This window comes from Pedobacter boryungensis, assembly GCF_013204825.1.
GTDB lineage: Bacteria > Bacteroidota > Bacteroidia > Sphingobacteriales > Sphingobacteriaceae > Pedobacter > Pedobacter boryungensis.
Window position 1 is genome coordinate 1425276 of record NZ_JABMKV010000001.1, and the last position, 23157, is coordinate 1448432.

26 protein-coding genes are annotated in these 23157 nt (G+C 32.7%); 12 read left to right on the forward strand and 14 right to left on the reverse strand.

Annotated features, from left to right (window positions below):
• Window positions 1–112: 112 nt before the first annotated feature.
• From accD to HQN85_RS06210, 3 genes are all read left to right on the forward strand, one after another.
• Window positions 113–958, forward strand: coding sequence for an acetyl-CoA carboxylase, carboxyltransferase subunit beta (gene accD / locus HQN85_RS06200; protein WP_173270078.1), 846 nt, complete (start codon window positions 113–115; stop codon window positions 956–958).
• 159 nt (window positions 959–1117) lie between these two features.
• Window positions 1118–1516 carry a helix-turn-helix domain-containing protein gene (locus HQN85_RS15910; RefSeq protein WP_394353088.1) on the forward strand — a complete coding sequence of 133 codons (399 nt, stop codon included), beginning with the start codon at window positions 1118–1120 and terminating at the stop codon, window positions 1514–1516.
• A gap of 39 nt (window positions 1517–1555) precedes the next feature.
• Complete coding sequence (locus HQN85_RS06210; RefSeq protein ID WP_173270085.1) at window positions 1556–1951, forward strand: VOC family protein; 396 nt, start codon at window positions 1556–1558, stop codon at window positions 1949–1951.
• 225 nt (window positions 1952–2176) lie between these two features.
• On the opposite strand, the gene HQN85_RS06215 is transcribed toward HQN85_RS06210, so the two are convergent.
• Window positions 2177–2785: a fibronectin type III domain-containing protein gene (locus HQN85_RS06215; RefSeq protein WP_173270087.1), complete on the reverse strand. Its 609-nt coding sequence runs from the start codon at window positions 2783–2785 to the stop codon at window positions 2177–2179.
• Between the two features lie 128 nt (window positions 2786–2913).
• Between HQN85_RS06215 and HQN85_RS06220 the strand changes: the two genes are divergently transcribed.
• The 5 genes from HQN85_RS06220 to HQN85_RS06240 all read left to right on the forward strand — a co-directional run bounded on the left by HQN85_RS06220 (window position 2914) and on the right by HQN85_RS06240 (window position 8301).
• Window positions 2914–3180 carry a hypothetical protein gene (locus HQN85_RS06220; protein WP_173270090.1) on the forward strand — a complete coding sequence of 89 codons (267 nt, stop codon included), beginning with the start codon at window positions 2914–2916 and terminating at the stop codon, window positions 3178–3180.
• Window positions 3181–3760: 580 nt separating this feature from the next.
• Window positions 3761–5026 carry a DNA-methyltransferase gene (locus tag HQN85_RS06225; protein WP_173270093.1) on the forward strand — a complete coding sequence of 422 codons (1266 nt, stop codon included), beginning with the start codon at window positions 3761–3763 and terminating at the stop codon, window positions 5024–5026.
• Window positions 5027–5034: 8 nt separating this feature from the next.
• Window positions 5035–6810 (forward strand): DGQHR domain-containing protein, encoded by a 1776-nt coding sequence (locus tag HQN85_RS06230; RefSeq protein WP_173270096.1) that lies wholly within the window; start codon window positions 5035–5037, stop codon window positions 6808–6810.
• A gap of 134 nt (window positions 6811–6944) precedes the next feature.
• The gene (locus tag HQN85_RS06235) at window positions 6945–7484 is read left to right on the forward strand and encodes a GNAT family N-acetyltransferase (protein ID WP_173270098.1); all 540 of its coding nucleotides are present in this window, start codon (window positions 6945–6947) and stop codon (window positions 7482–7484) included.
• A gap of 88 nt (window positions 7485–7572) precedes the next feature.
• On the forward strand, window positions 7573–8301 hold the full coding sequence (locus HQN85_RS06240; RefSeq protein WP_173270101.1) for an N-acetylmuramoyl-L-alanine amidase: 729 nt from the start codon (window positions 7573–7575) through the stop codon (window positions 8299–8301).
• A 334-nt stretch (window positions 8302–8635) separates the two neighbouring features.
• On the opposite strand, the gene HQN85_RS06245 is transcribed toward HQN85_RS06240, so the two are convergent.
• Together HQN85_RS06245 and HQN85_RS06250 are read right to left on the reverse strand one after the other, a co-directional pair.
• Complete coding sequence (locus HQN85_RS06245) at window positions 8636–9640, reverse strand: cytochrome d ubiquinol oxidase subunit II (RefSeq protein WP_173270104.1); 1005 nt, start codon at window positions 9638–9640, stop codon at window positions 8636–8638.
• 2 nt (window positions 9641–9642) lie between these two features.
• Window positions 9643–10971 carry a cytochrome ubiquinol oxidase subunit I gene (locus tag HQN85_RS06250; protein WP_173270107.1) on the reverse strand — a complete coding sequence of 443 codons (1329 nt, stop codon included), beginning with the start codon at window positions 10969–10971 and terminating at the stop codon, window positions 9643–9645.
• Window positions 10972–11135: 164 nt separating this feature from the next.
• Here HQN85_RS06250 and HQN85_RS06255 point away from each other — a divergent pair, with 164 nt between their 5' ends.
• The gene (locus tag HQN85_RS06255; protein WP_173270110.1) at window positions 11136–12341 is read left to right on the forward strand and encodes a S41 family peptidase; all 1206 of its coding nucleotides are present in this window, start codon (window positions 11136–11138) and stop codon (window positions 12339–12341) included.
• A gap of 61 nt (window positions 12342–12402) precedes the next feature.
• Here the strand turns inward: HQN85_RS06255 and HQN85_RS06260 are convergent, their stop codons facing one another.
• From HQN85_RS06260 to glmM, 6 genes are all read right to left on the reverse strand, one after another.
• A complete protein-coding gene (locus tag HQN85_RS06260) occupies window positions 12403–13302 on the reverse strand; it encodes an MBL fold metallo-hydrolase (RefSeq protein WP_173270112.1) in 900 nt (299 codons plus the stop codon).
• A gap of 63 nt (window positions 13303–13365) precedes the next feature.
• Entirely contained in the window at window positions 13366–13572 is a 207-nt protein-coding gene (locus tag HQN85_RS06265) for a hypothetical protein (RefSeq protein WP_173270115.1), read from the reverse strand.
• 134 nt (window positions 13573–13706) lie between these two features.
• Complete coding sequence (locus HQN85_RS15695) at window positions 13707–13898, reverse strand: hypothetical protein (RefSeq protein ID WP_216847230.1); 192 nt, start codon at window positions 13896–13898, stop codon at window positions 13707–13709.
• 297 nt (window positions 13899–14195) lie between these two features.
• Window positions 14196–14948 (reverse strand): hypothetical protein, encoded by a 753-nt coding sequence (locus HQN85_RS06270; protein ID WP_173270118.1) that lies wholly within the window; start codon window positions 14946–14948, stop codon window positions 14196–14198.
• 228 nt (window positions 14949–15176) lie between these two features.
• The gene (locus HQN85_RS06275; protein WP_173270120.1) at window positions 15177–16325 is read right to left on the reverse strand and encodes a cysteine desulfurase family protein; all 1149 of its coding nucleotides are present in this window, start codon (window positions 16323–16325) and stop codon (window positions 15177–15179) included.
• A 26-nt stretch (window positions 16326–16351) separates the two neighbouring features.
• On the reverse strand, window positions 16352–17740 hold the full coding sequence (glmM, locus tag HQN85_RS06280) for a phosphoglucosamine mutase (RefSeq protein ID WP_173270123.1): 1389 nt from the start codon (window positions 17738–17740) through the stop codon (window positions 16352–16354).
• Between the two features lie 171 nt (window positions 17741–17911).
• On the opposite strand from glmM, the gene HQN85_RS06285 reads away from it, so the two are divergent.
• Genes HQN85_RS06285 through HQN85_RS06295 form a run of 3 tightly spaced genes read left to right on the forward strand, consistent with a single transcriptional unit; the run spans window position 17912 to window position 19922 of the window.
• Window positions 17912–18643 carry a class I SAM-dependent methyltransferase gene (locus HQN85_RS06285; protein ID WP_173270125.1) on the forward strand — a complete coding sequence of 244 codons (732 nt, stop codon included), beginning with the start codon at window positions 17912–17914 and terminating at the stop codon, window positions 18641–18643.
• Window positions 18640–19203, forward strand: coding sequence for a phosphatase PAP2 family protein (locus HQN85_RS06290; protein ID WP_173270128.1), 564 nt, complete (start codon window positions 18640–18642; stop codon window positions 19201–19203). Before HQN85_RS06285 ends, HQN85_RS06290 begins: the two co-directional genes overlap by 4 nt.
• Window positions 19203–19922, forward strand: a complete 720-nt coding sequence (locus HQN85_RS06295) for a ZIP family metal transporter (protein WP_173270131.1) — start codon at window positions 19203–19205, stop codon at window positions 19920–19922. Before HQN85_RS06290 ends, HQN85_RS06295 begins: the two co-directional genes overlap by 1 nt.
• 47 nt (window positions 19923–19969) lie before the next feature.
• On the opposite strand, the gene HQN85_RS06300 is transcribed toward HQN85_RS06295, so the two are convergent.
• From HQN85_RS06300 to HQN85_RS06320, 5 genes are read right to left on the reverse strand one after another with little or no spacing between them, the layout of a single operon-like run.
• Window positions 19970–20419 (reverse strand): MarR family winged helix-turn-helix transcriptional regulator, encoded by a 450-nt coding sequence (locus tag HQN85_RS06300; protein ID WP_173270133.1) that lies wholly within the window; start codon window positions 20417–20419, stop codon window positions 19970–19972.
• On the reverse strand, window positions 20419–20598 hold the full coding sequence (locus tag HQN85_RS06305; RefSeq protein WP_173270136.1) for a DUF5522 domain-containing protein: 180 nt from the start codon (window positions 20596–20598) through the stop codon (window positions 20419–20421). The genes HQN85_RS06300 and HQN85_RS06305 overlap by 1 nt, the downstream gene beginning before the upstream one ends.
• Window positions 20598–21554: an MBL fold metallo-hydrolase gene (locus tag HQN85_RS06310; protein WP_173270138.1), complete on the reverse strand. Its 957-nt coding sequence runs from the start codon at window positions 21552–21554 to the stop codon at window positions 20598–20600. Before HQN85_RS06310 ends, HQN85_RS06305 begins: the two co-directional genes overlap by 1 nt.
• A 17-nt stretch (window positions 21555–21571) precedes the next feature.
• Window positions 21572–22162, reverse strand: coding sequence for a dephospho-CoA kinase (gene coaE, locus HQN85_RS06315; RefSeq protein ID WP_173270141.1), 591 nt, complete (start codon window positions 22160–22162; stop codon window positions 21572–21574).
• Window positions 22162–23109 (reverse strand): YbbR-like domain-containing protein, encoded by a 948-nt coding sequence (locus HQN85_RS06320; protein ID WP_173270144.1) that lies wholly within the window; start codon window positions 23107–23109, stop codon window positions 22162–22164. The genes coaE and HQN85_RS06320 overlap by 1 nt, the downstream gene beginning before the upstream one ends.
• Between the last annotated feature and the right edge of the window lie 48 nt (window positions 23110–23157).

The following is a 23157-nucleotide window of genomic DNA, read 5'->3' on the forward strand; positions in this document are numbered from 1 at the left end:
ACAATAACCACCCCTATTGTTCACTATATTGAACGCAAACAATTCAGCGAAAACAAGTGTTATTGTTTATAAAAAAAATCGTTTCTTTGTAGTCGCATTTTTAACTAGTAACATGGCTTGGTTTAAGAGAGAAAATAAAGGTATTAGTACCAAAACAGAAGAAAAGAAAGAAGCACCAGATGGCTTGTGGAATAAATGTCCGAACTGTAAAAAGGCATTACACAGTGCAGATTTAATTGAAAACAAATACGTTTGCCACTATTGCGATTATCATTTACGGATTGGTTCTAAAGAATATTTTCAGGTTCTTTTTGACAATAATGAGTTTACAGAACTCTTTGCAAACCTAACTTCTGGCGATCCTTTACACTTTAACGATAACAAACCTTATACAGAAAGAATTGTAGAAAGTCAGGCTAAAACTGGTTTAAAAGATGCTATTCGTGCTGCCTATGGTAAGGTTGATGGTCAGGAATTAATGGTAGCCTGTATGGATTTCGCTTTTATTGGCGGTTCTATGGGTTCGGTAGTTGGCGAGAAAATTGCTCGCTCTATCGATTATAGCATCAAAAATAAAGTGCCATTTTTAATGATCTCGAAATCTGGTGGTGCCCGTATGATGGAAGCTGCGTTTTCATTAATGCAAATGGCAAAAACATCGGCTAAACTGGCTTTATTGGCTCAAGCTAAAATACCTTATATTTCTTTATTAACCGACCCTACAACAGGGGGTGTAACAGCATCTTACGCCATGCTAGGCGATATTAACATTGCTGAACCTGGTGCTTTAATTGGCTTTGCAGGACCAAGAGTAATTAAAGAAACCATCAAAAAAGATCTTCCAAAAGGATTTCAAACCTCTGAATTTGTATTAGAACACGGTTTTTTAGATTTCATTGTGGATAGAAGACAAATGAAAGCGAAGTTGGCTAGTTTCTTGAAAATGATGAAAAATTAATAGTTTATTGGTTCAATAGTTCATTAGTTCAAAAGTTCACCGGCTCAATAGTTCAAAAGTTCACTAGTTCATTAGGCAAAGTCTACTAATGAACAAATGATACTAATGAACAAATGATACTAATGAACAAATGACACTAATGCGATGACGACACAGCATATGACCTATTATCATCAGGAGATTACCCAAATAGAAAAAACCTGCTATTCAAACAAACGACACCTACAAACTGTAATTGGCCTACGACACTATATCAATAATAACTTTGATAAAGAATTAAGTCTGTCCCTGCTTTCTAACATTCGATTTACCTCGAAATTCCACTTGCTTCGCCTATTTAAACGATATTACGGGCAAACACCAAAACAATATCATATAGACAAACGCATTGAACAAGCAAAGCTACTATTAACTAAAGGAGCTGCTGTGACCGAAACCTGTTACACGCTCGGGTTTGACAGCCCAAGCTCATTTAGTACCTTGTTTAAATCTCGCGTTGGACTTACACCGACTGAATTTCAAAAAAGAGCAACTTTCACAAAGTCGGTTAAAATATAAAACTGAAACTTTGCTGCTTAATCATAAAAACAGACAAAAATGAAAGTAAAAGTTATCAGTATTCCAGTACTAGACCAAGAAAAAGCTTTGCAGTTCTACACAGAGAAATTAGGCTTTGTAAAAAAGATTGATGTACCATTAGGCGGAGGCACCAGATGGTTGACCGTGGTAAGCCAAGAAGAACAAGATGGACCAGAAATTTTGTTGGAGCCAGCACCTAACCATTTTGAACCCGCAAAAGTTTATCAACAAGCACTTTTTGAAGCAGGTATTCCTTGGACACAATTCAATGTGGATGATACTCAAAAAGAATATGAGCGACTTGTAAACTTGGGGGTTGAATTTAGCATACAACCAACAGAAATGGGAACAGTAAAAGTTGCCGTTTTTAATGACAATTGCGGAAACAACATTCAAATTGTGCAAATGCTTTAAGATAATCGTAGCAAACTTTTTAATTGTTCAAAAGTTCATTAGCTCAAATAGTTCAAAAGTCCACTGGCTCATTAGTTCATTAGGTAAAGTCCACCAATGAACTAATGATAATAATGACACCAATGAACTAATGATACCAATGAACCAATGACACTAATGATACTAATGACACCAATGAACCAATAAACTAATGAACCAATGACACTAATGAACCAATGAACAAGTTTACAATATAAAGCTTTTCAATACATCGCTGTATATACGTTCTTCTGCACTTCCAGCGGCTGTAACTCTAAATTCATATTCTAATCCGCTTGTTAAAGGTTGTAGCAACACCATGCTTTTTGTAGAAAGAAATGTGGTCCATACTTCGGTTCCTACCGTACGATATTCGAATTGATACACTCCCGCCCCGTTAATTTTATCCAACTTTATAGTGGCCATTCCCTTTTCTGTAGCTTTTACGCTAAAACCAGTAGGTTTTGGTAAAATTCCGACTGCATTAATACCTTTTGCCAAACTAAAGCCAGAGCTTAATAAAACAACTTCGTCCTCATTACCATAAATGGTAACGTAATGAGATAATTTAATTAAAAGCGCTTCTAATTTTTCTCTAGCTTGATTTTTAACAGCAATTGCCGATTTTCCGCCGGTTTCTGCATCACTCAATGCCGCAGTATAATCATTGTCTGCTGCCGTGATTTCGCCTAGAGATGGTACAGGTGATGCAAAATTTGCATTCGATGTCATACTTTTGATAATAAAGTTAGCTTTAGCGCTTAACTCTGAATCACGATAACGTGTAAACGTGGTTACAATTTTTGGTTTTGACATTTTTTTATAGTTTAATACCATAGCAGTCCTATTTGTATGTTCTATTTTTTCAGTACAAATTTTATTTGCTACGGATGGGTTATAAATTGATGATTTAATAATTGTGAGTTTTCGCTAGCCAATTGACAATGAACATTGCCGAATTGCTTACCAACATAGAGCCATTGCTTACCAGCATTAGACCTTTGCTTGTTAGCATTGAGCTTTTGCTTAACAGCATTGAACCTTTGCTTGCAAGCATTAAACCATTGCTTACCAGCATTGAGCTTTTGCTTACCAGCATTGAACCTTTGCTTGCAAGCATTAAGTTATTGCTTACCAGCATTAAGCTATTGTTTGCTAGCATTAAGCCATTGCTTACCAGCATTGAGCTATTGCTTACCTTTAAATATTAGTCATAAAAAGGCTAGCGACAGATTTATTAATCAAACTAAGGTGGTAAACCAGCTTGCTCTTCGGGTAAGAGCACCAAAATAAATAGCAGGTTATTTTTAAGATTACATTGGGCATCACTCACTTTTAACTCCATAGTTCTACTCTTTTTTGCTTTACAGCAAGGTTTAAATTTGACTAGGGATGATAAAAAGCAAGTGCTTATTGTCTACACAATAAAAACCCTCTTTCTATTTCTAAAGTAGATACTAAAACGATCAAAACAAATTACGCCGCTGCCAAGACATTAATTAGCAGTTAATTATGTTTACTTTAAAGAAAATGAACATGGAAGAAGTAGCAACAAACAGGGTTTTCTGTTGAACTGTTAAAGTTTGTTAATGGTGTTTTATTGGGCTAATTGTTTATGTGAGCTTATTCAAGTCATGGACTTATATTAGCAAAAGGTAAGCCGTAGGATTATCGTTTTATTTTCAATACTTTTATAATAGAATAAGGTAATGTTTATTAGACCTATCCACCGAAAAATGGTTGGACTATATACAAGTTAGACGTAATTTTAAATGACCGTTCTACATACTAATGAAAGTAAAAACAAATAAAGAATTGATCAATAAAATATATAATGAAGATTCAAGGAATTTACTAAATATCCTTGATATTAATATTAAAATTAAAAGTACTATAACATCTCCTCCATATTTTGATATGAAGGATTATGGTAGTGAAAATCAAATAGGCTTTGGGCAAAATTACGAACAGTATCTAAATGATTTACAAATAATTTTTGATAAAATATATAGCATAACAGAAGATGATGGGTCTTTATGGATAATAATTGACAGTTTTAAAAGGGATAATCAAGTTATAACACTACCATTTGATCTTTCTAATAAGTTAAAAGAATCCGGATGGTTATTACAAGATATTATTATATGGAAAAAAGACAAAACTGTTCCATGGTCGAAAAATGGATTTGTACAAAGAAAGTTTGAGTATATCTTATTTTTTACAAAATCAAAAAACTTTGTTTACAATAAAGATAATGTAAGAACATTTGATACTAATCAATTAAAAAAATGGTGGGTAAAATATCCAGAAAGATATAATCCTAAAGGAAAAGCTTTAGATGAAATTTGGGAATTTCCTATTCCAGTTCAAGGTTCTTGGGGTGACCAATACATTCGACATTTTTGTCCTCTTCCTAAAGAGATGGTTAGTCAAATGATTGAACTAAGTTCCTCGGAAGACGATATTATTTTAGATCCTTTTACGGGAAGTGGATCTGTTATGTTTCAATCGGCTGTAATGAAAAGAAATTATATTGGATTTGAACTCAATAGTGATTTCATCAAAATGTTTGATAATTATCTTGAAAAAACTTTTAGTAATTCAAGAAAAGAATATGAATTAATAGACAATCTTAAAGGACAATCCGATTTTGAATTACAAATATTAAATTTAAGAATTTTAAAATATGCTAAATTACTTATAAGAGATTTAGATAAGCAAAAAATTAATTATTTTAAAATCTTTGTGAAAAATAAGGGTAAAAGTGAAATTAAAAATAAACTAATAAAAGCTGAATATACATTTGTTGGAGAATTTAAAAATGTAGATGACACTTTAGCTAACATTAATGAACTTATATTAAAACCACCATTTTCAAAATTCGGAATTGAACCCATAATTACTTTTTCGAATAATATAAAAGTCTTTAAAAATAAAAATTTTGGATACATTAAATCAAACTCATATTCTTTTCAAAAAGGAATTGATTTAAACTCTGAAAAAATTAGAATAATCAGTGATATCTGTGTTGACTTTAATGAAAATGACTACTTATAATTTAGATTATGGCAAAAAAAACTACTCCCAAAAAGAAATCTAAAAAGTTATCTCCAGAAGAATTAGCTCAAAAAAAGGAACAGCGATACCAAGAAAAAGAAATTCGAGACATAATGAAAAATGTCGGATTCCACAGGCTTCCTTATATTGACGGTAAACAATTTATTTTCGATAAGCGAACCTCGGAGATGGATGACATTTTCATAAAAGATAATGTTATATTAATCACTGAATATACAATAGGTGCTCCTGGAACGCATCTTCTTAAAAAGAAGGTTTTTTACGACAAAATATTGGAAGATAAAAAAGCATTCATTGATTTTCTTATAAGTGAAGAAAAATTAAAAAGTTTTAGTGAATATTATAACTCAACAATAAAAGATAAATACACAAAAAATGAATTGCAATTAAAAGTAATTTATTGCTCAAAGAAAACTATCTCAGATGAACATAAAAAGCTAGTGAATGAGATCATATTTTTTGATTATCATATTGTTCAATATTTTAAAAGTCTAACCAAAACTATAAAAAGATCTAGTAAATACGAATTTCTGGAATTTTTAAAAATACCATTTGAAAAATTTGGAGTTAACATTAAAAATTCTTCCTCAACAACTACACACACCTTTACTGGTAATATATTACCAGAAGAAAAAAGTAAATTTGAAGAGGGTTATAAGATCGTATCTTTCTACATTGATGCGGATTCTTTATTAAGAAGATCATATGTTTTAAGGCAAAATGGATGGAAAGACATTGAAAATATTGGGCATTATCAGCGAATGCTTGAAACAGCTAAAATCAACGGAATGAGAAAATATTTAGCTGAACAGAAACGTGTTTTTATAAATAATATAATTGCAACAATTCAAACTGATAAGATTCAATTAATTGACAATGAAGAAAAAGTTTTAGAAATTAAAGATAATGGAGATATAGGAGATGATTTGCATGATGTATCACCTACTAAAATTAAAATTGAAGATTCTTGTAATATTATTGGATTAATTGATGGTCAACATAGAACTTTCGCATATCATGAAGGAGATGACCCATATGAATCTAAAATTGCAGAACTAAGAAATGTTCAGAATCTACTTGTAACTGGAATATTATTTCCGAAAACTGTAAGTGAGAAGAAAAAACTAGATTTTGAGGCAAAATTATTTTTGGAGATAAATAACAATCAAAAGAATGTTCCATCTCATGTTGTACAAGAAATACAAGTATTAACAAATCCATTTTCAACAATTGCAATTGGCAAGAAAATTTTGGTCAAGTTGAATCAAAGTGGACCTTTAAGTAACACAATAGAACAATATTGGTATGAAAAGGGTAAATTAAAAACGGCATCGATTGTAAGTTACGGTTTGAAACCACTTATAAAAATAGAAGATATAAAAGCAAAAGATAGTTTATTTTATTTGTGGACTAATTCAGAGAAAGACAAATTAAAATTTAAAAACTCTGATGATTTTGATCTTTTAACTAAATACATAGAATTTAGTTCAGAAAAAATAAGAGATTTATTAATAGCTTTCAAATCCAAACTTGATTCTAAAAAATGGACAACTTTTACACCAAGTACTAAAGACGGTTTATTATCCGTATCGTTTATTAATGGGATTTTAAATGTTTTACGTCTATTAATTGAAAACAACAAAGTTGATACTGTTGAAAACTACAAAATCAAACTGGATAAAATTGATTCTTTTAATTTTAAACAGTTTAAATCTAGTCAATATAGAAAACTTGGTGAAAAAATTTATAAAAATCACTTTTAGTAAACTACCCCCCGTTAAAGCATGCTTGTGTCGTGTGAAAATAATAATAAGATTTAAAAATGCAGCGCCTTGAGCCGTAAATATATATTCCATAATTCATAGCAACCTCAACATTCACAAATACAAATAGCTCAATGAAAAATATAAGCTTTACATCTTTCCCCATCTTAATAACCGAAAGGTTAACGCTTAGGCAACTGTCAACCAATGATGGGCAAGCTATTTTTGCGTTGCGTTCTGACACCGAAATCAACAAATACCTTGGCAGACAACCAAGCAAGACCATTGAAGATGCGCTCAATTTTATCAATGGTGTGAATGAGAACATTCAAAAGAACAATTCGGTTTATTGGGTAATAACGCTGATAGATACAAAAGAAGTAGTTGGTACGATTTGCTTATATGAATTTTCCCTACAAAAAAATAGTTGCGAGATAGGATATGAATTAATGACTAAATTTCAAGGACAGGGAATAATGAAAGAAGCAGCAACAGCAGTTATTGACTTTGCATTTAAACCATTGCAGTTTCAAAAAATAACAGCCTTTACACATAACGATAATCAAAACTCGACAAAACTTTTAGAGCAATTAAACTTTATAAAGTCTGCAGATGCGGAAGAAATGCTTGATTTTACTACTTTCAGCCTGATAAATTCGCTAAACCAAGGGTAGTATTAATGAACTGGTATAAGATTAGTTACAATTAAGAAATAAGTATAAACTAGAAATCTTTATCTTAGGTTCATTAAAATATCCCACTATGAAAAAACTAATCTTACCCCTATTTCTAATCGTTTTATTGTCCAGCTTTACCATCCATCGTTTACATAAAAATAAAGCTGTGATCATTTGGCAACCCTCTCACCAAACCGATACAGGTGTAGATTTTAGTGAAGCTGCTACCTGTAACGCCATCATTGAAGCTGCTATGGCTACTAAACCGAAATTAAAAGAGTATAAAGTTTGGAGCTTAAATAAAGAAGGTGTGCACCATAACAACATGGGCAGTAATACGGTGATAGAACATACGTCGGCTGTTATAGACGGTAAAATTTCTGGTTATGCCTATGAGCTACAAGAATCGAATAAGAAAAAACCTGATGTTTTTATTGCAGTCCACAATAACGGTGGCACAAAACGTCATGCCATTTGGGGATTTATACATGAAGGCGATCTATATGAAGCAGACAATAAGGAATTAGCAGCCAGGTTAATTGCAGCAGTAAGTAAAGTGACTGATTTAGAAAATCGTGGGGTGCAGTTAGATAGTTCTACTGGACGAAATGATTATATCTGCAAAACTACAGGCAAACGCGGTTTTTATAGCTTAGACGAAAATGTGAATACAGCGAAATACAGGGTACTATTAGAAGTTGGAGATAATGGAGTGAGCAAAGCTTTCTTGGAAAATCCTGTTAATCAGAAAAAAATTGGTGAAGCCATCAAAACAGAATTAGCCAAATGGTTAACTGAGAAAAATTTAAATTAAAAGCATGAAAAGCTGGCGCTCGAGAAGCGATATATCGTCATACCCAACTTGATTGGGTATCGTAATGCGAAATATATTTCTTTCTATTGCTTTAAGATTAGCTACGCTGAGCACTGCGTGGTTCCCACCTACGCGGGAATGACGAACTAATTAAAGTATCAAGTCCCGTCCTTTCGACTGGAGCGCAGCGCAACGGAGAAATCTTTCTGCTAGATTAAAGATTTAGCTTCGCTCGAAATGGAGAACGAACTAAGCATCAAATATAGCATCTTTAAAAGGTTTCTCGGCTTCGCTCGAAATGACGAACGAAAAAAAATCTGATCATTATAACCAATTACTCCTCTTTCTGCTGAAACTTATAAAACAAATACCCTAAGAAAGGTAAAATCAACAAACTACCCAGCAATAATCCCCAACCTAAACTATCAATGGTTTTAATAGGCGCTATACTCTCAAAAAGCGAAATATGATCACCATTTTTAAATCGAATAAAATTTGGAAAATGAGCATAACTAATTGCCAATAAAATCATAGTGACCTGAAATCCAGCCAAAATGCGCAATACTTTTGTTTTTCCTTTTAGCAACAAATACCACAATAATACGAGTGATAAACTTGCTAAACTAACCGCAATTAATCCAACGTTATTTTGAAACACCCAATCAATTAAAGGCACATTCTCCATTTTTGCCGTTATAAAGACTAGCGCACCAAACACCACTGCTGCAATATTCATAAACTCAGCCTTTTTGATGAATCGTTTTTTATCATCATCCGCTTTGCTCTCTCCTATTAAATAAATTGCCGCTAAAAACCCACATAAGGCAACCGTAAATAAACCGACTGCAAGAGAAAACCAATTTAGCCAGCTAAATACATAAGCAGCTACAAATGTTTTAGCTTCAGTATCTATTTGACCAGAAAGTACACTACCAGCTATGATCCCGAGAAACAAGGGTGTAATGAAACTAGAATAAATAAAGATTTTATTATACACTTCTTGCATCTGATCTTTAACAGCATCGTAATGTCTAAAAACAAAAGCAGTCCCTCTGGCAATAATACCAATTAACATGATAACCAATGGAATATGCAAATAAACAGACATGGTGCTGTATATTTTTGGAAAGGCTACAAACAAAATCACAATGGTAATAATTAGCCACATATGGTTGGCTTCCCATACCGGACCAATGGCATGATACATTGTTTTACGTGTTTTACTTCTGTTTTTAGGCGATGTAAATAATTCGATAATGCCAGCTCCAAAATCGGCCCCGCCTAGTAAAAAGTAAAGCAAAATAGCTAAACACAAAAAAGAGATCACAACGTACTCCATAGCTATTTAATATTTGATTGATGTGATGAACTATATAAAACTGGCACCATCTTAATTTGCCTATAGAGTAAAAAAATAACGATGACGCTGAGCGATGCATAAATTGCCGAAAACAGATAAAATGACCAAGCAATACCAGGCATAGGTGTTACGGCATCTTTGGTACGCATAACCCCATAAATTATCCATGGTTGGCGACCAACTTCGGTAACAACCCAACCGGCTTCTAATGCGATATAACCTAAAGGAATTGCACAGACAAAGAGCCATAAGATCCATTTTAACTCTGCTAGAGGTTTTTTACGTAATAATGCCACAAAATAAGTGAGGGAAATAAGCACTAATAAACTGCCAATACCAACCATAACTTGAAAGGCATAATGCGTTATGGCAATTGGCGGATGTTCACTTTCTGGAATTTTATCTAAGCCTTTAACTTCAGTATGGAAATCGCCGTGTGCTAAAAAGCTTAAAGCCCCAGGAATTTCAATTGCATAATTTACTTTTTTATTTTTTTCATCTACAATGCCACCAATTAAAAGAGGTGCAGGCTTTTGTGTTTGATATAAAGCTTCCATAGCAGCAAGTTTTGCAGGTTGCCTTTTCGCTACATCTTTTGCAGAAATATCTCCGCTAATGGGTTGTAAAACGGCGCAAATGGTTGCAAAAGCCGCAGCAATTTTAAAAGCTTTAAAATGGAAATCTTTATTCTGTTTTTTTAAAATCATTAAAGCATGCACACCAGCAACGGCAAAGCCAGTGGCTGTAAAAGCAGCTAAACACATGTGTAATGCTTGCGAAAACCAAGCTTTATTAAACATTGCAGCTATGGGATCTATATTTAAGTATTGTCCGTTTACATAATCAAACCCTGCTGGACTATTCATCCATGCATTAGCTGCAACTACTAAAATCCCCGATGCTAGTCCGCTTACACCTACTACAATTCCTGTAAACCAATGAAACCATTTGTTTAATTTATTCCATCCGTAAAGAAAAAAACCTAATGCAATTGCTTCGATGAAAAAAGCTGTTCCTTCCAAAGAAAAGGGCATCCCAAAAATTGGTCCAGCATGCTCCATAAACTTTGGCCAAAGCAGCCCTAACTCGAAAGATAGCATGGTGCCAGATACTGCTCCTGTGGCAAAGAATATAGCTACACCTTTGCTCCACGCTTTGGTAATATCTTGATAAACTTGATTATTTGTTCTTAACCATTTGTAGTGCGATACTGCCATGAAAAATGGCATTACCATACCGATACAAGCATAAATAATATGGAAGCCCAATGAAAGGGCCATTTGCGAACGAGCAGCTAAAAAATCATCCATAGAAAAGGGATTTAATGACACAAATATACCCTATAGAATTTTTGATTTAGCTAGTTATCAATAAAATAGCTAACTTATTTTTAATATGGAACGTTTATAAATTAACATTTTTAATTGATGCAACATTTTCCTAATTAACTTGTCTTTTACTCTTAAACAATAATATGAGAAAAATAGCGGCACTACTTTTTTTTCTATGTTTTGCAACTGCAAGCATGGCGCAACAATTTAGCAAATCGGATTTTTTAGAAGATTTAACCTATTTTAAAACTACATTACCGCAACGTCACACGAATTTATTTTCGAAAGTCACCGAAAAAGAATTTAATGCAAAAGTTAATGAAATTGAACTTAAAGTAGATTCTCTTAACTACGAAACTTTTGTTGTCGAACTTTTTAAACTTATAGTTGCTATTGGCGATGAACATACTAGAGTTGAGCCAAACTTTACTAAAGTATTGCCCATAAGGTTTGAACAGTTTAGTGAAGGAATTTATATCACTGGCATTGATGCAAAATCTAAAGCAGCATTATTAGGAAAGCTAACTGCAGTTAATAGCATGCCAATTTCTGAGGTTATCACAAGATTTAAAACTATTATTCTACATGATAATCCTTCTTATTTCACTGTTGGACTTTTAAATTATTTAAATAATCCAGGTATTTTAAAGGGACTAAAAATTATCAATTCTACAGATGAAGCCATTTATACATTTATGGATATTGATGGAAAAGAAACCAATGTTAATTTACAAGCTGTGCTGAAAAATGAAAACAATAACATGACACTAAGCGAATCGTACTTTTCAATGCCGGCTACTAAGAATAATGATTTCTATTCGTATGCCTTTGATGAAAACAAAAGAATTCTCTATTTTAATTATGCAAAATGTAGAGAAATGGAACAAAAACCTTTCGCAAAGTTTAATGAAGAACTTTTTACATTAATTAATGATAAGAAACCGAGCAAAATTATCTTAGATCTTAGAAATAATAGTGGCGGAAATTCTGCTATTTTAAAACCATTTATTGAGAAAATTAGTAAAAGTTATCTTAACACTAAAAAGAGCTTTTATGTATTAATCGGAAAGAAAACATTTTCATCAGCATTAATGAATGCTGTTGATCTAAAGAAAAATCTATCTGTTACGCTAGTTGGTGAAACTACAAGCGGAAATATTAATCACTATGGAGAAGTACGTGGGTTTATACTTCCAAAAAGTAAATTAACTATTGGTTACTCTACCAAATATTGGGAAAATTGGAAAGGAAAAAAAGGCGCATTAATTCCAGATGTTAAAATCAATTATTCTGTTGCAAATTTTAAAAACGGGAAGGACGAAGCCCTTGAGTTAATCTACAGGAAATAATTATTTTTTGAAGCATCATAGATTTAACACCTCTTATTAGGAATTTCCCCTAATTACTAATCTAACCTACTGTTAGTTCTTGATAAGCAGCAGTTAAACTCCGAATAATTCCATCCCCTTGCCATTCTGAAGCTCCGGGAATAGCTGTTGCTTTTAGAATTTCCTCTTTTGTTTTTCCAGCTTTCATTTCAGCTTTTACAAAAGTTAAGAGGCTTTCGAGATAATTTTGATACGCTTTAATATCTGATTTATTGATTACCACTTTCTCAGGATCTAAAGCATGACCGCAAATAAAAAGTGTATCGTTATCAAATTGTTTTTGGATTTTATCTAATGCAGTAATCCAATTGCCAATGTGAGCCCCGTTTTCTTTATCGATATAAGGATAGCGGCGATTGAAAACTAAATCTCCCACATGTACAATATTAGCATTTTCGAAATGATAAACTACATCACCATTGGTATGACCAGAACCGTAATAATATGCACTTATCTTTTCTTTGCCTACCGGGGCTTTCCAGCCTTTTCCAAAAGTTACATCTGGAAATAGTTGTTTATCCTCATTCTTCGCTTTTTCTGCTGCCAGTTTTTGATTAACTAACGAATTTTGATGCGCAACAACATGTTCAGCTAATCCTTTAAATGAAATATTTCCTGCAGTATGGTCGCCATGATGATGCGTATTTAACAAATATTTGAACGGTTTTTCCCCTAGCTTTTTTAATTCTTCAATTACATGTGGTGCAGATGCTGGAAATTGCGAATCAACTACCACAAAACCACTAGAACCATTTAGCCATCCAATTGTTCCGCCTTGCTCCATAAAAATACCTACATCATTACGTAAAGCTTTAAATTGATATGCTCTTGCTAAATTAGTATTAGCAAAAACATCCGACTTATAAAAAGCAAGCATTGCAGCTGCTAATGCTGAGTTCTGAATAAATTGTCTTCTATGCATTTGATAAAAATTAAAAACCACGAAAAATTCCGTGGTTTAAATTTAATAAAATAAAGGTTAATATTATACACCTGTACCTGGAATTGTACCAGGTTCATGACCATCACCAAATGCGTTTTGTGTACGACCATGTTTTTTCTCAAAGTTACTAGTCATGTTTGAAGAAGAGTTTTTCTCTACATTTTCTTCGTTTCTTGGTGTTTCTTTTTCAGTATCTGTTACAGTAGCATCTTTTTTAATGTTACTGTCTTTTTCATTATAATTTTCCATGATATTTAGTTTTGATTTAATTAAATAACAATGGTGAGAAATTATTGTTTGATTTGATCAGAAAATCAGCTGGTGTGAAACAAAAATCCCATTAGAATAATTCTAATGGGATTATCATCATTATTTAGTTAAAATTAAGGTTTGGGATGTACCTCTTTCTTCTTAACAAAAAAATAATACAGGAAAAGATTAAAAATAAAACTAATAAAGCTCATCTTTAACAAAGCTGTAGTTCCATTTTTAAAAAACTCATAAAAACCCCAGGCAAAGCCAATATTTATGGCGACAATAGCTGCATAGATTTTATATTTCAAGTAAGTAATCATGATTTTTAAAAATAATTAAGTAAATAGGCGCTACAACGCCTAAAAATTTTATATCAACATATATAAATACTACTTATTTAAAGCTTCCTTGCCCTCTCTTCTTTTAACAAAGAAATAGTATAGCAAAAGATGGAAGACAAAGCTGCCAGAGCTAATCCATAATAAAACAGTATTACCATTTTTAAAAAATTCATTAAATCCAATTGCTGCCATTATTGTTATAGCAATAAGCGCAGGATAAATTTTAAATTTCAAGTAAGTGATCATAATTATATGTTTTAAATTAGTTAATGATTATTAAGGCAAACAAGCGAGTACAGCAACTCCCAAGCAAACTTCGGGAAATGCTCCGCAAGCAATTGTACAAGCTAAATCCGAACCGCAGTGTTGAATGATAATACATGTTAAACATTCATAGTATGACTTATCTTTGAAACAACTAGGAGCTGCCAAATACCCAACCTCTGATTTAAAATATGGATTCTGTATTAAGAGATTACTAGTAAATGCAGCAGAAAAATTAGATATCCTCATGTCTTCACTCAAATTAAGTTGCATTAACGATTTGTCATCTGCCGTAACGAATGAATATTTTTTAGCACCTCCTGATAAGTTTTCAGTAAAAACCTTTGTCCAAAAGTATTTATCATTCAAATTATATACATTTAAAAAACCACTTTTCCCCTTAGAAGTAAATGGTATAGAAAGCAAAATAATTCTTGTATTCTCAATAGTCGTCTTTTTTATATTTACTGAATCTATTTGATAACCATTATTATTAATAAAAGAATTCCATTCTTTATCGTTTCTAAGTTTGTTCAAGATGTCATTTTCATAACGAATTTGCACTGTCTTTGTAACACGACCTTCTAGATTAATGACATTGGTAGTTTCTTGACTATTTACAGTTTTGCTAGCTTTTGGCTTTTCATATAAAAGCTTTTCATAATTTTTATTGCTAGGATCATCTTGTGATTCTTTTTTTGCACAAGAATAAATTGTCCCACTAATAGCAATACATAAGAGAACATAAATTGATAGTTTTTTCATAGTTATATTTATTTTAAGATGTCAACAAACATAACTAAACATATTCGTTTATATAAGTAACAATTTTGTTGTATTTAATTACTTAAATTGTTTAATTAAAAATAAATTAGTATAAATTTTTAGTTTATTTAGTGTAGTTAAACGATAGATAATTTCTTTATTAGAAATTAAAGATAATAAAAAGCCCCAGCTTTATACTGGGGCTCTGTTATAGAATTTAATTTATTATTATGCTAAAGCATTCTGTTTGACCACCATTTTAACTTTTTCCAACACATAGTCGAGGTCTTCTTTGGTAGTGTATTTACTAAATGAAAAACGTACTGATGGTCTGTTCGGGTCAGCTTTTATTCCATTCAAAACATGTGAACCAATATTAGAACCTGATGAGCAAGCACTACCACCCGAAGCACAAATACCATTGATATCTAAATTGAACAATAGCATATCCGCCATATCCATTTCTGGAAAAGAAACATTTAAGACCGTATAAAGACTTTTATCTGCTTCAGTTTCGCCATTAAAAGCAACACCTGGAATTTCTGCTATTAATTGTTCTTTTAAATAATCTTTTAACGATTGGATATAAGTTTGGTGCTCATCCATCTCTTTATATGCAATTTCTAATGCTTTAGCTAAACCAACAATTCCGTATACATTTTCTGTACCACCACGCATATTACGTTCCTGTGCGCCACCGTAAATCATTGGCGGAATTTTGATATTGCTATTTACATATAAAAACCCAACTCCTTTTGGACCGTGCAACTTATGCGCTGCACAAACAATAAAATGAGCTTTTAGTTTACGTACATCGTGTGGGTAATGCCCCATCGTTTGAACAGTATCTGCGTGGTAAATTGCATCGTATTTCTCACAAATATCACCCACTTTTTCCATATCAGTTAATGTACCTAATTCATTGTTAGCATGCATTAATGAAACAAAAGAGCGTGAGTTATTTTGAAGTAACTCTTCTAAATGATTATAGTCTATTTGTCCTTTTTCATTAATATTTACAAAGCTCAACTTATCAATCACACCATCTTTTAACAACATGTTTAGTGTATGTTCTACCGCATGATGTTCTATTTTAGAGGTAATTGCATGTTTAATACCATAGGCAGAAATACCACAACGAATTGCCGTATTATCTGCTTCTGTACCACCCGAAGTAAAAAATATTTCTGATGGTGAAGCATTTAGCAAACCTGCCACCGTTTTTCTCGCTTTTTCTACCAATGTTCTCACCTCACGACCAAGTGCATGTATTGCAGATGGATTACCATAAAAGTTTTCCATTACATTAGTCATTTCAGCAATAACTTCTTTGTCTAATGGTGTGGTTGCGGCATTATCTAAATAAACTCTTTTCATTTTAATATGATTATCCTAATATGATATTAGTTGAGTTGAAGTATTTCTTTAATATCTGATATAATTTTATTTGCCAAATTTTCGGCGATGGTTTCATTTTCAGCTTCGCTATAAATACGGATAATTGGCTCTGTATTAGAACGGCGTAAATGTACCCACTCATTTGCAAAATCAATCTTTAAACCATCTATGGTACTTGTTTTTTCGTTTTTATACTTTTCTTGAACTTTAATTAATAACGAATCAATATCCATTTCTGGCGTAAGCGTAATTTTATTTTTAGAAATATGATACTGTGGATAAGTGCTTCTTAAAATTGAAATAGATGTTCCTGCTTTTGCTAAGTGCGATAAAAATAACGCAATACCAACTAATGCATCACGACCATAATGTAGTTCTGGATAGATAATTCCTCCGTTTCCTTCGCCACCAATAATTGCATTTGTAGCTTTCATTTGGTTTACTACATTTACCTCTCCTACAGCTGCTGCATTGTAAACACCTCCTGCCTTTTCAGTCACATCTCTTAAAGCACGAGTTGATGATAAATTGGAAACAGTGTTACCTGCTGTGTTTTTAAGAATATAATCTGCTACTGCTACCAAAGTATATTCTTCACCAAACATAGTTCCATCTTCATTTACAAAACAAAGTCGATCTACATCTGGATCTACAACAATACCTAAATCGGCTCTTTTTTCTTGAACAACTTTAGCTATTTCTGTTAAGTTTTCTGGCAAAGGCTCTGGATTGTGAGGAAACTCTCCGTTAGGTTCACAATACAATTCATAAACAGTTTGTACACCTAATGCTTTAAGCAATGCTGGAATAAAAATCCCACCACTTGAGTTCACACAGTCAATTGCAATTTTGAAGTTAGCCTTCTTAATAGCTTCCACATCTACTAGAGGGAGCGCTAAAATTATATCAATATGTTTTTGTAAGTAAGTATCATTTGCAACAACTTTACCAAGCTCATTTACATCTGCAAAGGCAAAATCGGCATTTTCTGCTATTTCTAAAACTTCTTTTCCATCAGCATCGCTAATAAACTCTCCCTTTTCATTTAATAATTTTAAGGCATTCCATTGTTTTGGATTATGGCTAGCAGTTAAAATAATTCCACCTCCAGCTTTTTCTAAAGGCACTGCAATCTCTACAGTTGGCGTGGTAGATAAACCTAAGTCTATTACTTCAATTCCTAAACCTTGTAGCGTACCAATTACTAAATTATTAACCATTTCTCCCGAAATACGGGCATCACGACCAAGTACAATCTTTTTATTTTGAGTCTTGTTAACTACCCATGATCCATAGGCTGCAGTAAATTTAACAATGTCGATTGGGGTTAAACCATCACCAGCTTTTCCGCCAATGGTCCCTCTAATTCCGGAAATAGATTTTATTAAAGTCAAGTTTTATAGATTTTTTCAAAAATAATAAAAATTTAAGGAACGACTTCTATTTTTAATACACTTGGAGGTAATTTTTAAGGGATAAAGTAATGGCTTAAAAAATTTTAATCCTAGCTCTTGAAATGCAAAATACTATATTTGTTCCTCACAAAACGTTAACTCATCATCGGAATGCAGCGAAAATGGTTTCAATATTGGTTTAATTCTCCCTACTATCATATTCTATACAGTCAGCGGAATGATGAAGAAGCAGAATTCTTAATTGATAATCTATCTGCTTTTCTTAAACCTAAACTCAATAGTAGAATATTAGATATCGCTTGTGGAAGAGGTCGTCATTCTATCTATTTAAACAAAAAAGGCTATGATGTAACAGGGATTGATCTGTCAGAGCAAAGCATTAAATATGCCCAGCAATTTGAGCAGAAAAACCTGCACTTTTATGTGCATGATATGCGCAAATTGGCCTACATTAATTATTTTGATTTTGAATTAAATCTCTTTACTAGTTTCGGTTATTTCGATACAGAAAAAGATCATGTTAATGCATTGAAATCTTTTAGAAAGGGATTAAAGCCAGATGGAACATTAGTTATTGATTATTTTAATACCCAGAAAATAATTAGAAACTTGACTAACCAGGAGACAAAAACAGTAGATGGCATTGAGTTTCATCTGCATAAATTTGTGTCGGATGGAAAAATAATTAAACACATTAATTTTGAACACAGATTAAAGGCATACGCTTTTGAAGAAAGAGTACAAGCATTTTTATTAGCAGATTTTGAACGTATGCTTACTAAAAGCGGCTTAATCATCACGGCTGCCTTTGGGAATTATGCACTTGATCCATATGACGAAACAAAATCTGATCGTTTAATTCTTGTGTGTAAAAAAGCATGATAGCAGAGTTGCAACAATTTGATACGGAATTGTTTCTAAAAATCCATCGCGGTTTAAGTAATGGTTTTTTTGATTGGCTAATGCCATTAATGAGAAATCGTTTCTTTTGGTCGCCCCTGTATCTATTTATCATTGTATTTTGTATAAAACAATATAAAAAGCAAGGTTACTATATCATTTGTATGCTCTTGGTAACTTTTGCCATAGGCGATTTAATATCATCAAGAATTATCAAACCAAATGTTGCAAGAATAAGGCCTTGTAATGAAGTACATTTAGCAAATGAAATTATACACCGGGTACCTTGCGGGAGTGGTTATAGTTTTCCTTCCTCTCATGCCACCAACCACTTTGGAATTGCTGTGTTTTTAATTTGCCTTTTTTATAAACGATGGAAACCTATTTTATATTTAGGTTTAGCATGGGCATTTATTATCAGCTTTGCGCAAATATATGTAGGTGTACACTACCCTATTGATACGTTTGCCGGAGCCATATTAGGAACTTGCATTGGTGTATTTACCTATTATCTTTACAAAAAATTACAACCTACAGTCTAATGGAAATTTGGAAATTTCTTGTTTTATTCTTTTGTGCTTTTTTAGGAGGCTTAGCCATCTTTTTAGTAAAGAATGATAAATCTCAATTACTGAAACTTATTCTTTCATTTAGTGGTGCGTATTTGTTTGCCATCACTGTTTTGCACCTGATACCAGACGCCTATAGCGGAACTGATAAAAGTGAGATTGGGATTTTTATTTTAATTGGGTTTCTTTTACAAATATTTCTAGAACAATTTTCTGAAGGTGTAGAGCATGGCCATATTCATAAACACCACGATGGTCATGTTTTTCCATGGGGAATTATGATTAGTTTATGTTTACACGCTTTTCTAGAAGGAATGCCTCTAGCTAAAGATCAAAACAATGAACTGATTTTCGGTATTTCTTTACATCACATTCCTGCGGCATTTGCTTTAGCTAGTATTTTAGTGCAAAACCATTTTAAGCCAAAGAATGTAATTTTTTACATTTTACTTTTTGCAGTAATGGCACCAGCCGGATATTACTTTAGCTTAAGTTTAAGCAATGGAAGCATTAGTGGAATGGAACCCTATTTCAACAAAATGATGGGTATTGTAATCGGAATATTTTTACATATTTCTACTACAATTCTATTCGAATCAAGTGCAGACCATAAAATTAACAAACGCAAAATGATAGCCGTTTTATTAGGTATTGGAATTGCATTAATTGGCTTTTATAGCGCTGGGCACTAAACTATTATCCACATGGTAGCATCGAATACCTAATTTGACGCTTACTTTTAACCCCTCATTTTTTCTAGCAATAAATTTAACCTTTCAGCCTCTTCAGTTGTAAGGTTGGGTGCAATCAAAGTAGAAAAATCGATTTTCTTATTTATTTCCTTTAACAAGGATAAGCCATCATCAGAGATGATAATGTCTACAGCTCTTTTGTCATATTTATTAATTGTTTTTTTTACGTATCCTTTTTGAATTAATCGATCTACAATTCTAGAGGTATCACTCATTTTATCTACTATTTTAGCTTGAATTAAACCTATTGTAGATGGACTTGGGTATTGATTTCTAATGATTTTTAGCACGTTATATTGCTGCTGGGTAATATCAAAAGGCAACAATGTATCTTTTACTTGCTGACTACTCCAATGGAAAGTGTGAGTAATATTAATTAAGGTTTTTTGGAATATATTATCACATTTTGAGGTTTTTGTTTCTTTTTCTACTAGCATTATTTGTTTTTCGGTTGGTTAGATGATGGATTTGAGGTTTTCCGACCATTATCTTTCCCATAATTCCACGGACAATGTTTGCACTTATTTTTACAGCAATATCCTCTTTTTAAGTGATAAGCCGCTGTAAAGACCATTAGACCATCTTCGTTGAGATAATAATCAATACCTTCTTCCATTAATTAAGCAATTTAACTACCAAACTAGATGCAAAATAAGATTGTAATTGTGTTCCGCTACCGTGAGTTGTCCAAACTTGCTTGGGAGATACATTTTTTATAGTTTCTAAAATTGCCTTCCAATCCACATGATCAGAAATATACAATTGAACTTCATTTTTGCTTTGCAGGTGCTTCCACCCAGTGGCAAAAATTCTAACCACATTTATAGCTTTTATGTAACTATTAAAAACCATGGGCGGTACTAGATATACCATACCCAACTGATTACTTTTCATCACCTTTCTATCGTAAACTTCGTATTTACCAAGCTGCATACCCATTTGCTCATAAATTTTTACGAATGGCATAATACTATGATGCACCAATATTCTTTTTTCTGGGCAATGCTGATTAATCATGCTGATTAAACGTTGGCTTTTACCCAATGCATAAGCACCTAACATGATGTTTGTTTTCACATCATTTAGTTTTTTGATTTCAGATACCGCATCAGGATGTGCTGTTTCTGGATTTGCAAATGTAGTTTCTGTAATTAACACATCAGCTTGTACAAATTCAATCGGCTCACAAGTAGCATCATCTTCCAATTTATAATCTCCAGTATACAGGTAATTCACCCCTTGATAATTCATCAAAACTAAAGCAGAACCTAAGATATGTCCAGCGGGATAAAAACTAATTTCTACTCCATTTACAACGAATTTCGTCCGGTAAGATTTAATATGAAAATCTACTGCAGCGAATTTTTTATAACGATGTTGCATAAAAACAGATGTTGCTTCGGTGCAATACACATTTTGATTCCCTCCAATTGCGTGGTCGCCATGTGCATGAGAAATTACGGCGTGTAGTACAGGTTCTTTAGGATCTAAATAGAAATTACCGTAACTACAAAACAAACCAGTTTTAGTTTGAACGATAAAATCGTCTATAATTTTAGTGGAGTTTGACATAAATTTATGTGAGCAGTTTATAGTTGTAAAAACTGCTGATGTAAGTCTAAAACTTGCAGAATAACAGAGCTTTTTTCGGTGTTATCAATAAAATAGTCAGCCATTTTAGCTTTTTGCTCGTCAGTAAACTGCTTATCCATTCGAGCCTGCACTTGTGCTGCTGTAACTCCATCACGTTCCATCACTCTAGCTAGTTTTACGTTTAAAGGTGCTGTGACTAATATATTTTTATCGCACATTTTATACGAACCACTTTCAAATAATAAAGCGGCTTCCTTAAGTGTATAAGGCACTGCAGATGACATCTCTTTTTCCCATGTATCAAATGCTCTAAATACGGCCGGATGAACTAAGGAGTTTAATTTTTCGAGCTCTACTTTATTATTGAATACAATATTTGCAATATGTTGATTGTTTAACACCCCATTAGATGAATAACTTGCAGCACCAAAAGCTTCTTTTACGCCCTCTACCAAAATTAAATCTGTTATCATGAGTTGTTTAGCAACAGCATCAGCATAAAAAACAGGAATGCCTAAAGTTTCGAACACCTTACAAATAGTGGTTTTTCCACTCCCAATCCCACCTGTTATTCCTACTTTTAACATTATTTTTCGATAATAAAATTGATTTTGCTAGGTGTTACGCTTAACAATTTACAATAGTTAGGGAAGCGTGTAATTTTCACAGAAAACTTATGATGACCTAATTGTTTCCACTCGTTCACATCAACTGTGGCTTCTATAAAATCTTCGTCGACCTCTTGATAGCTTGAAAGCGAAACCATAAAAGTAACAGCTACTTTCTTTGGATACAATTTGATATCGTAAAAATCTTTGTTATTAATTACATTAACAGGCACTTCGACTGTTTTCTCCGTAAACTCATCAACTGGGATTTTTACATTGACACTATTTGGGTAAATGCTAATATTATTTGAACTATTCTGTTTAATTGCTATTCTAGTACTTGTAGTTTTTTGCAAATTTTCCAATTTCAACGTATCGGTATACCATGCTGATATTTTGGCTAATTCCTCTTGAGGGCCGGAAATATTTACATAAGCAGGCGTTAATTGAACTTGATTTGAAATTCCATATTGTTTTACAAAACTAAGATTTGAAACTAGTTTTATTGGTACACGTTTATTTGTACGTTTAGAAAAATCAAAATATAACGTATCAGGTTTAATAGAAATGATTTTTTGAGCGCTTCCTAATTGCTTATTAATTTGTGGCAATTGTTCTGAAAACAGCACGAAACTTCTACTATTTAGCTTTTCTAAACTTACTGTAATAGATTGAGGTTTAATGCGTAAACGTGAAAACAGCAATTGCCATCCAGTACCTTCCACTTGTAAATCAACTATATCTGGCTGTAAGGGTTTAAATGCTTTTTTTTGTGGTTCATCTTTGTATATCAACTCTGTTTTAGCTGTATACATGTATTTATTATTTAGCGCCATAAATAACCAAGCAGCTATTGCACAAAGTAAGCAGGTAATGAGTAATACAAAACGCTTGCGCTCTATTTTAGTTAGTTTAATAAACGGCATGGTGTAAATTTACAAAAAAAAAGCCGCTCTCTCGAAATTACGAAAGAG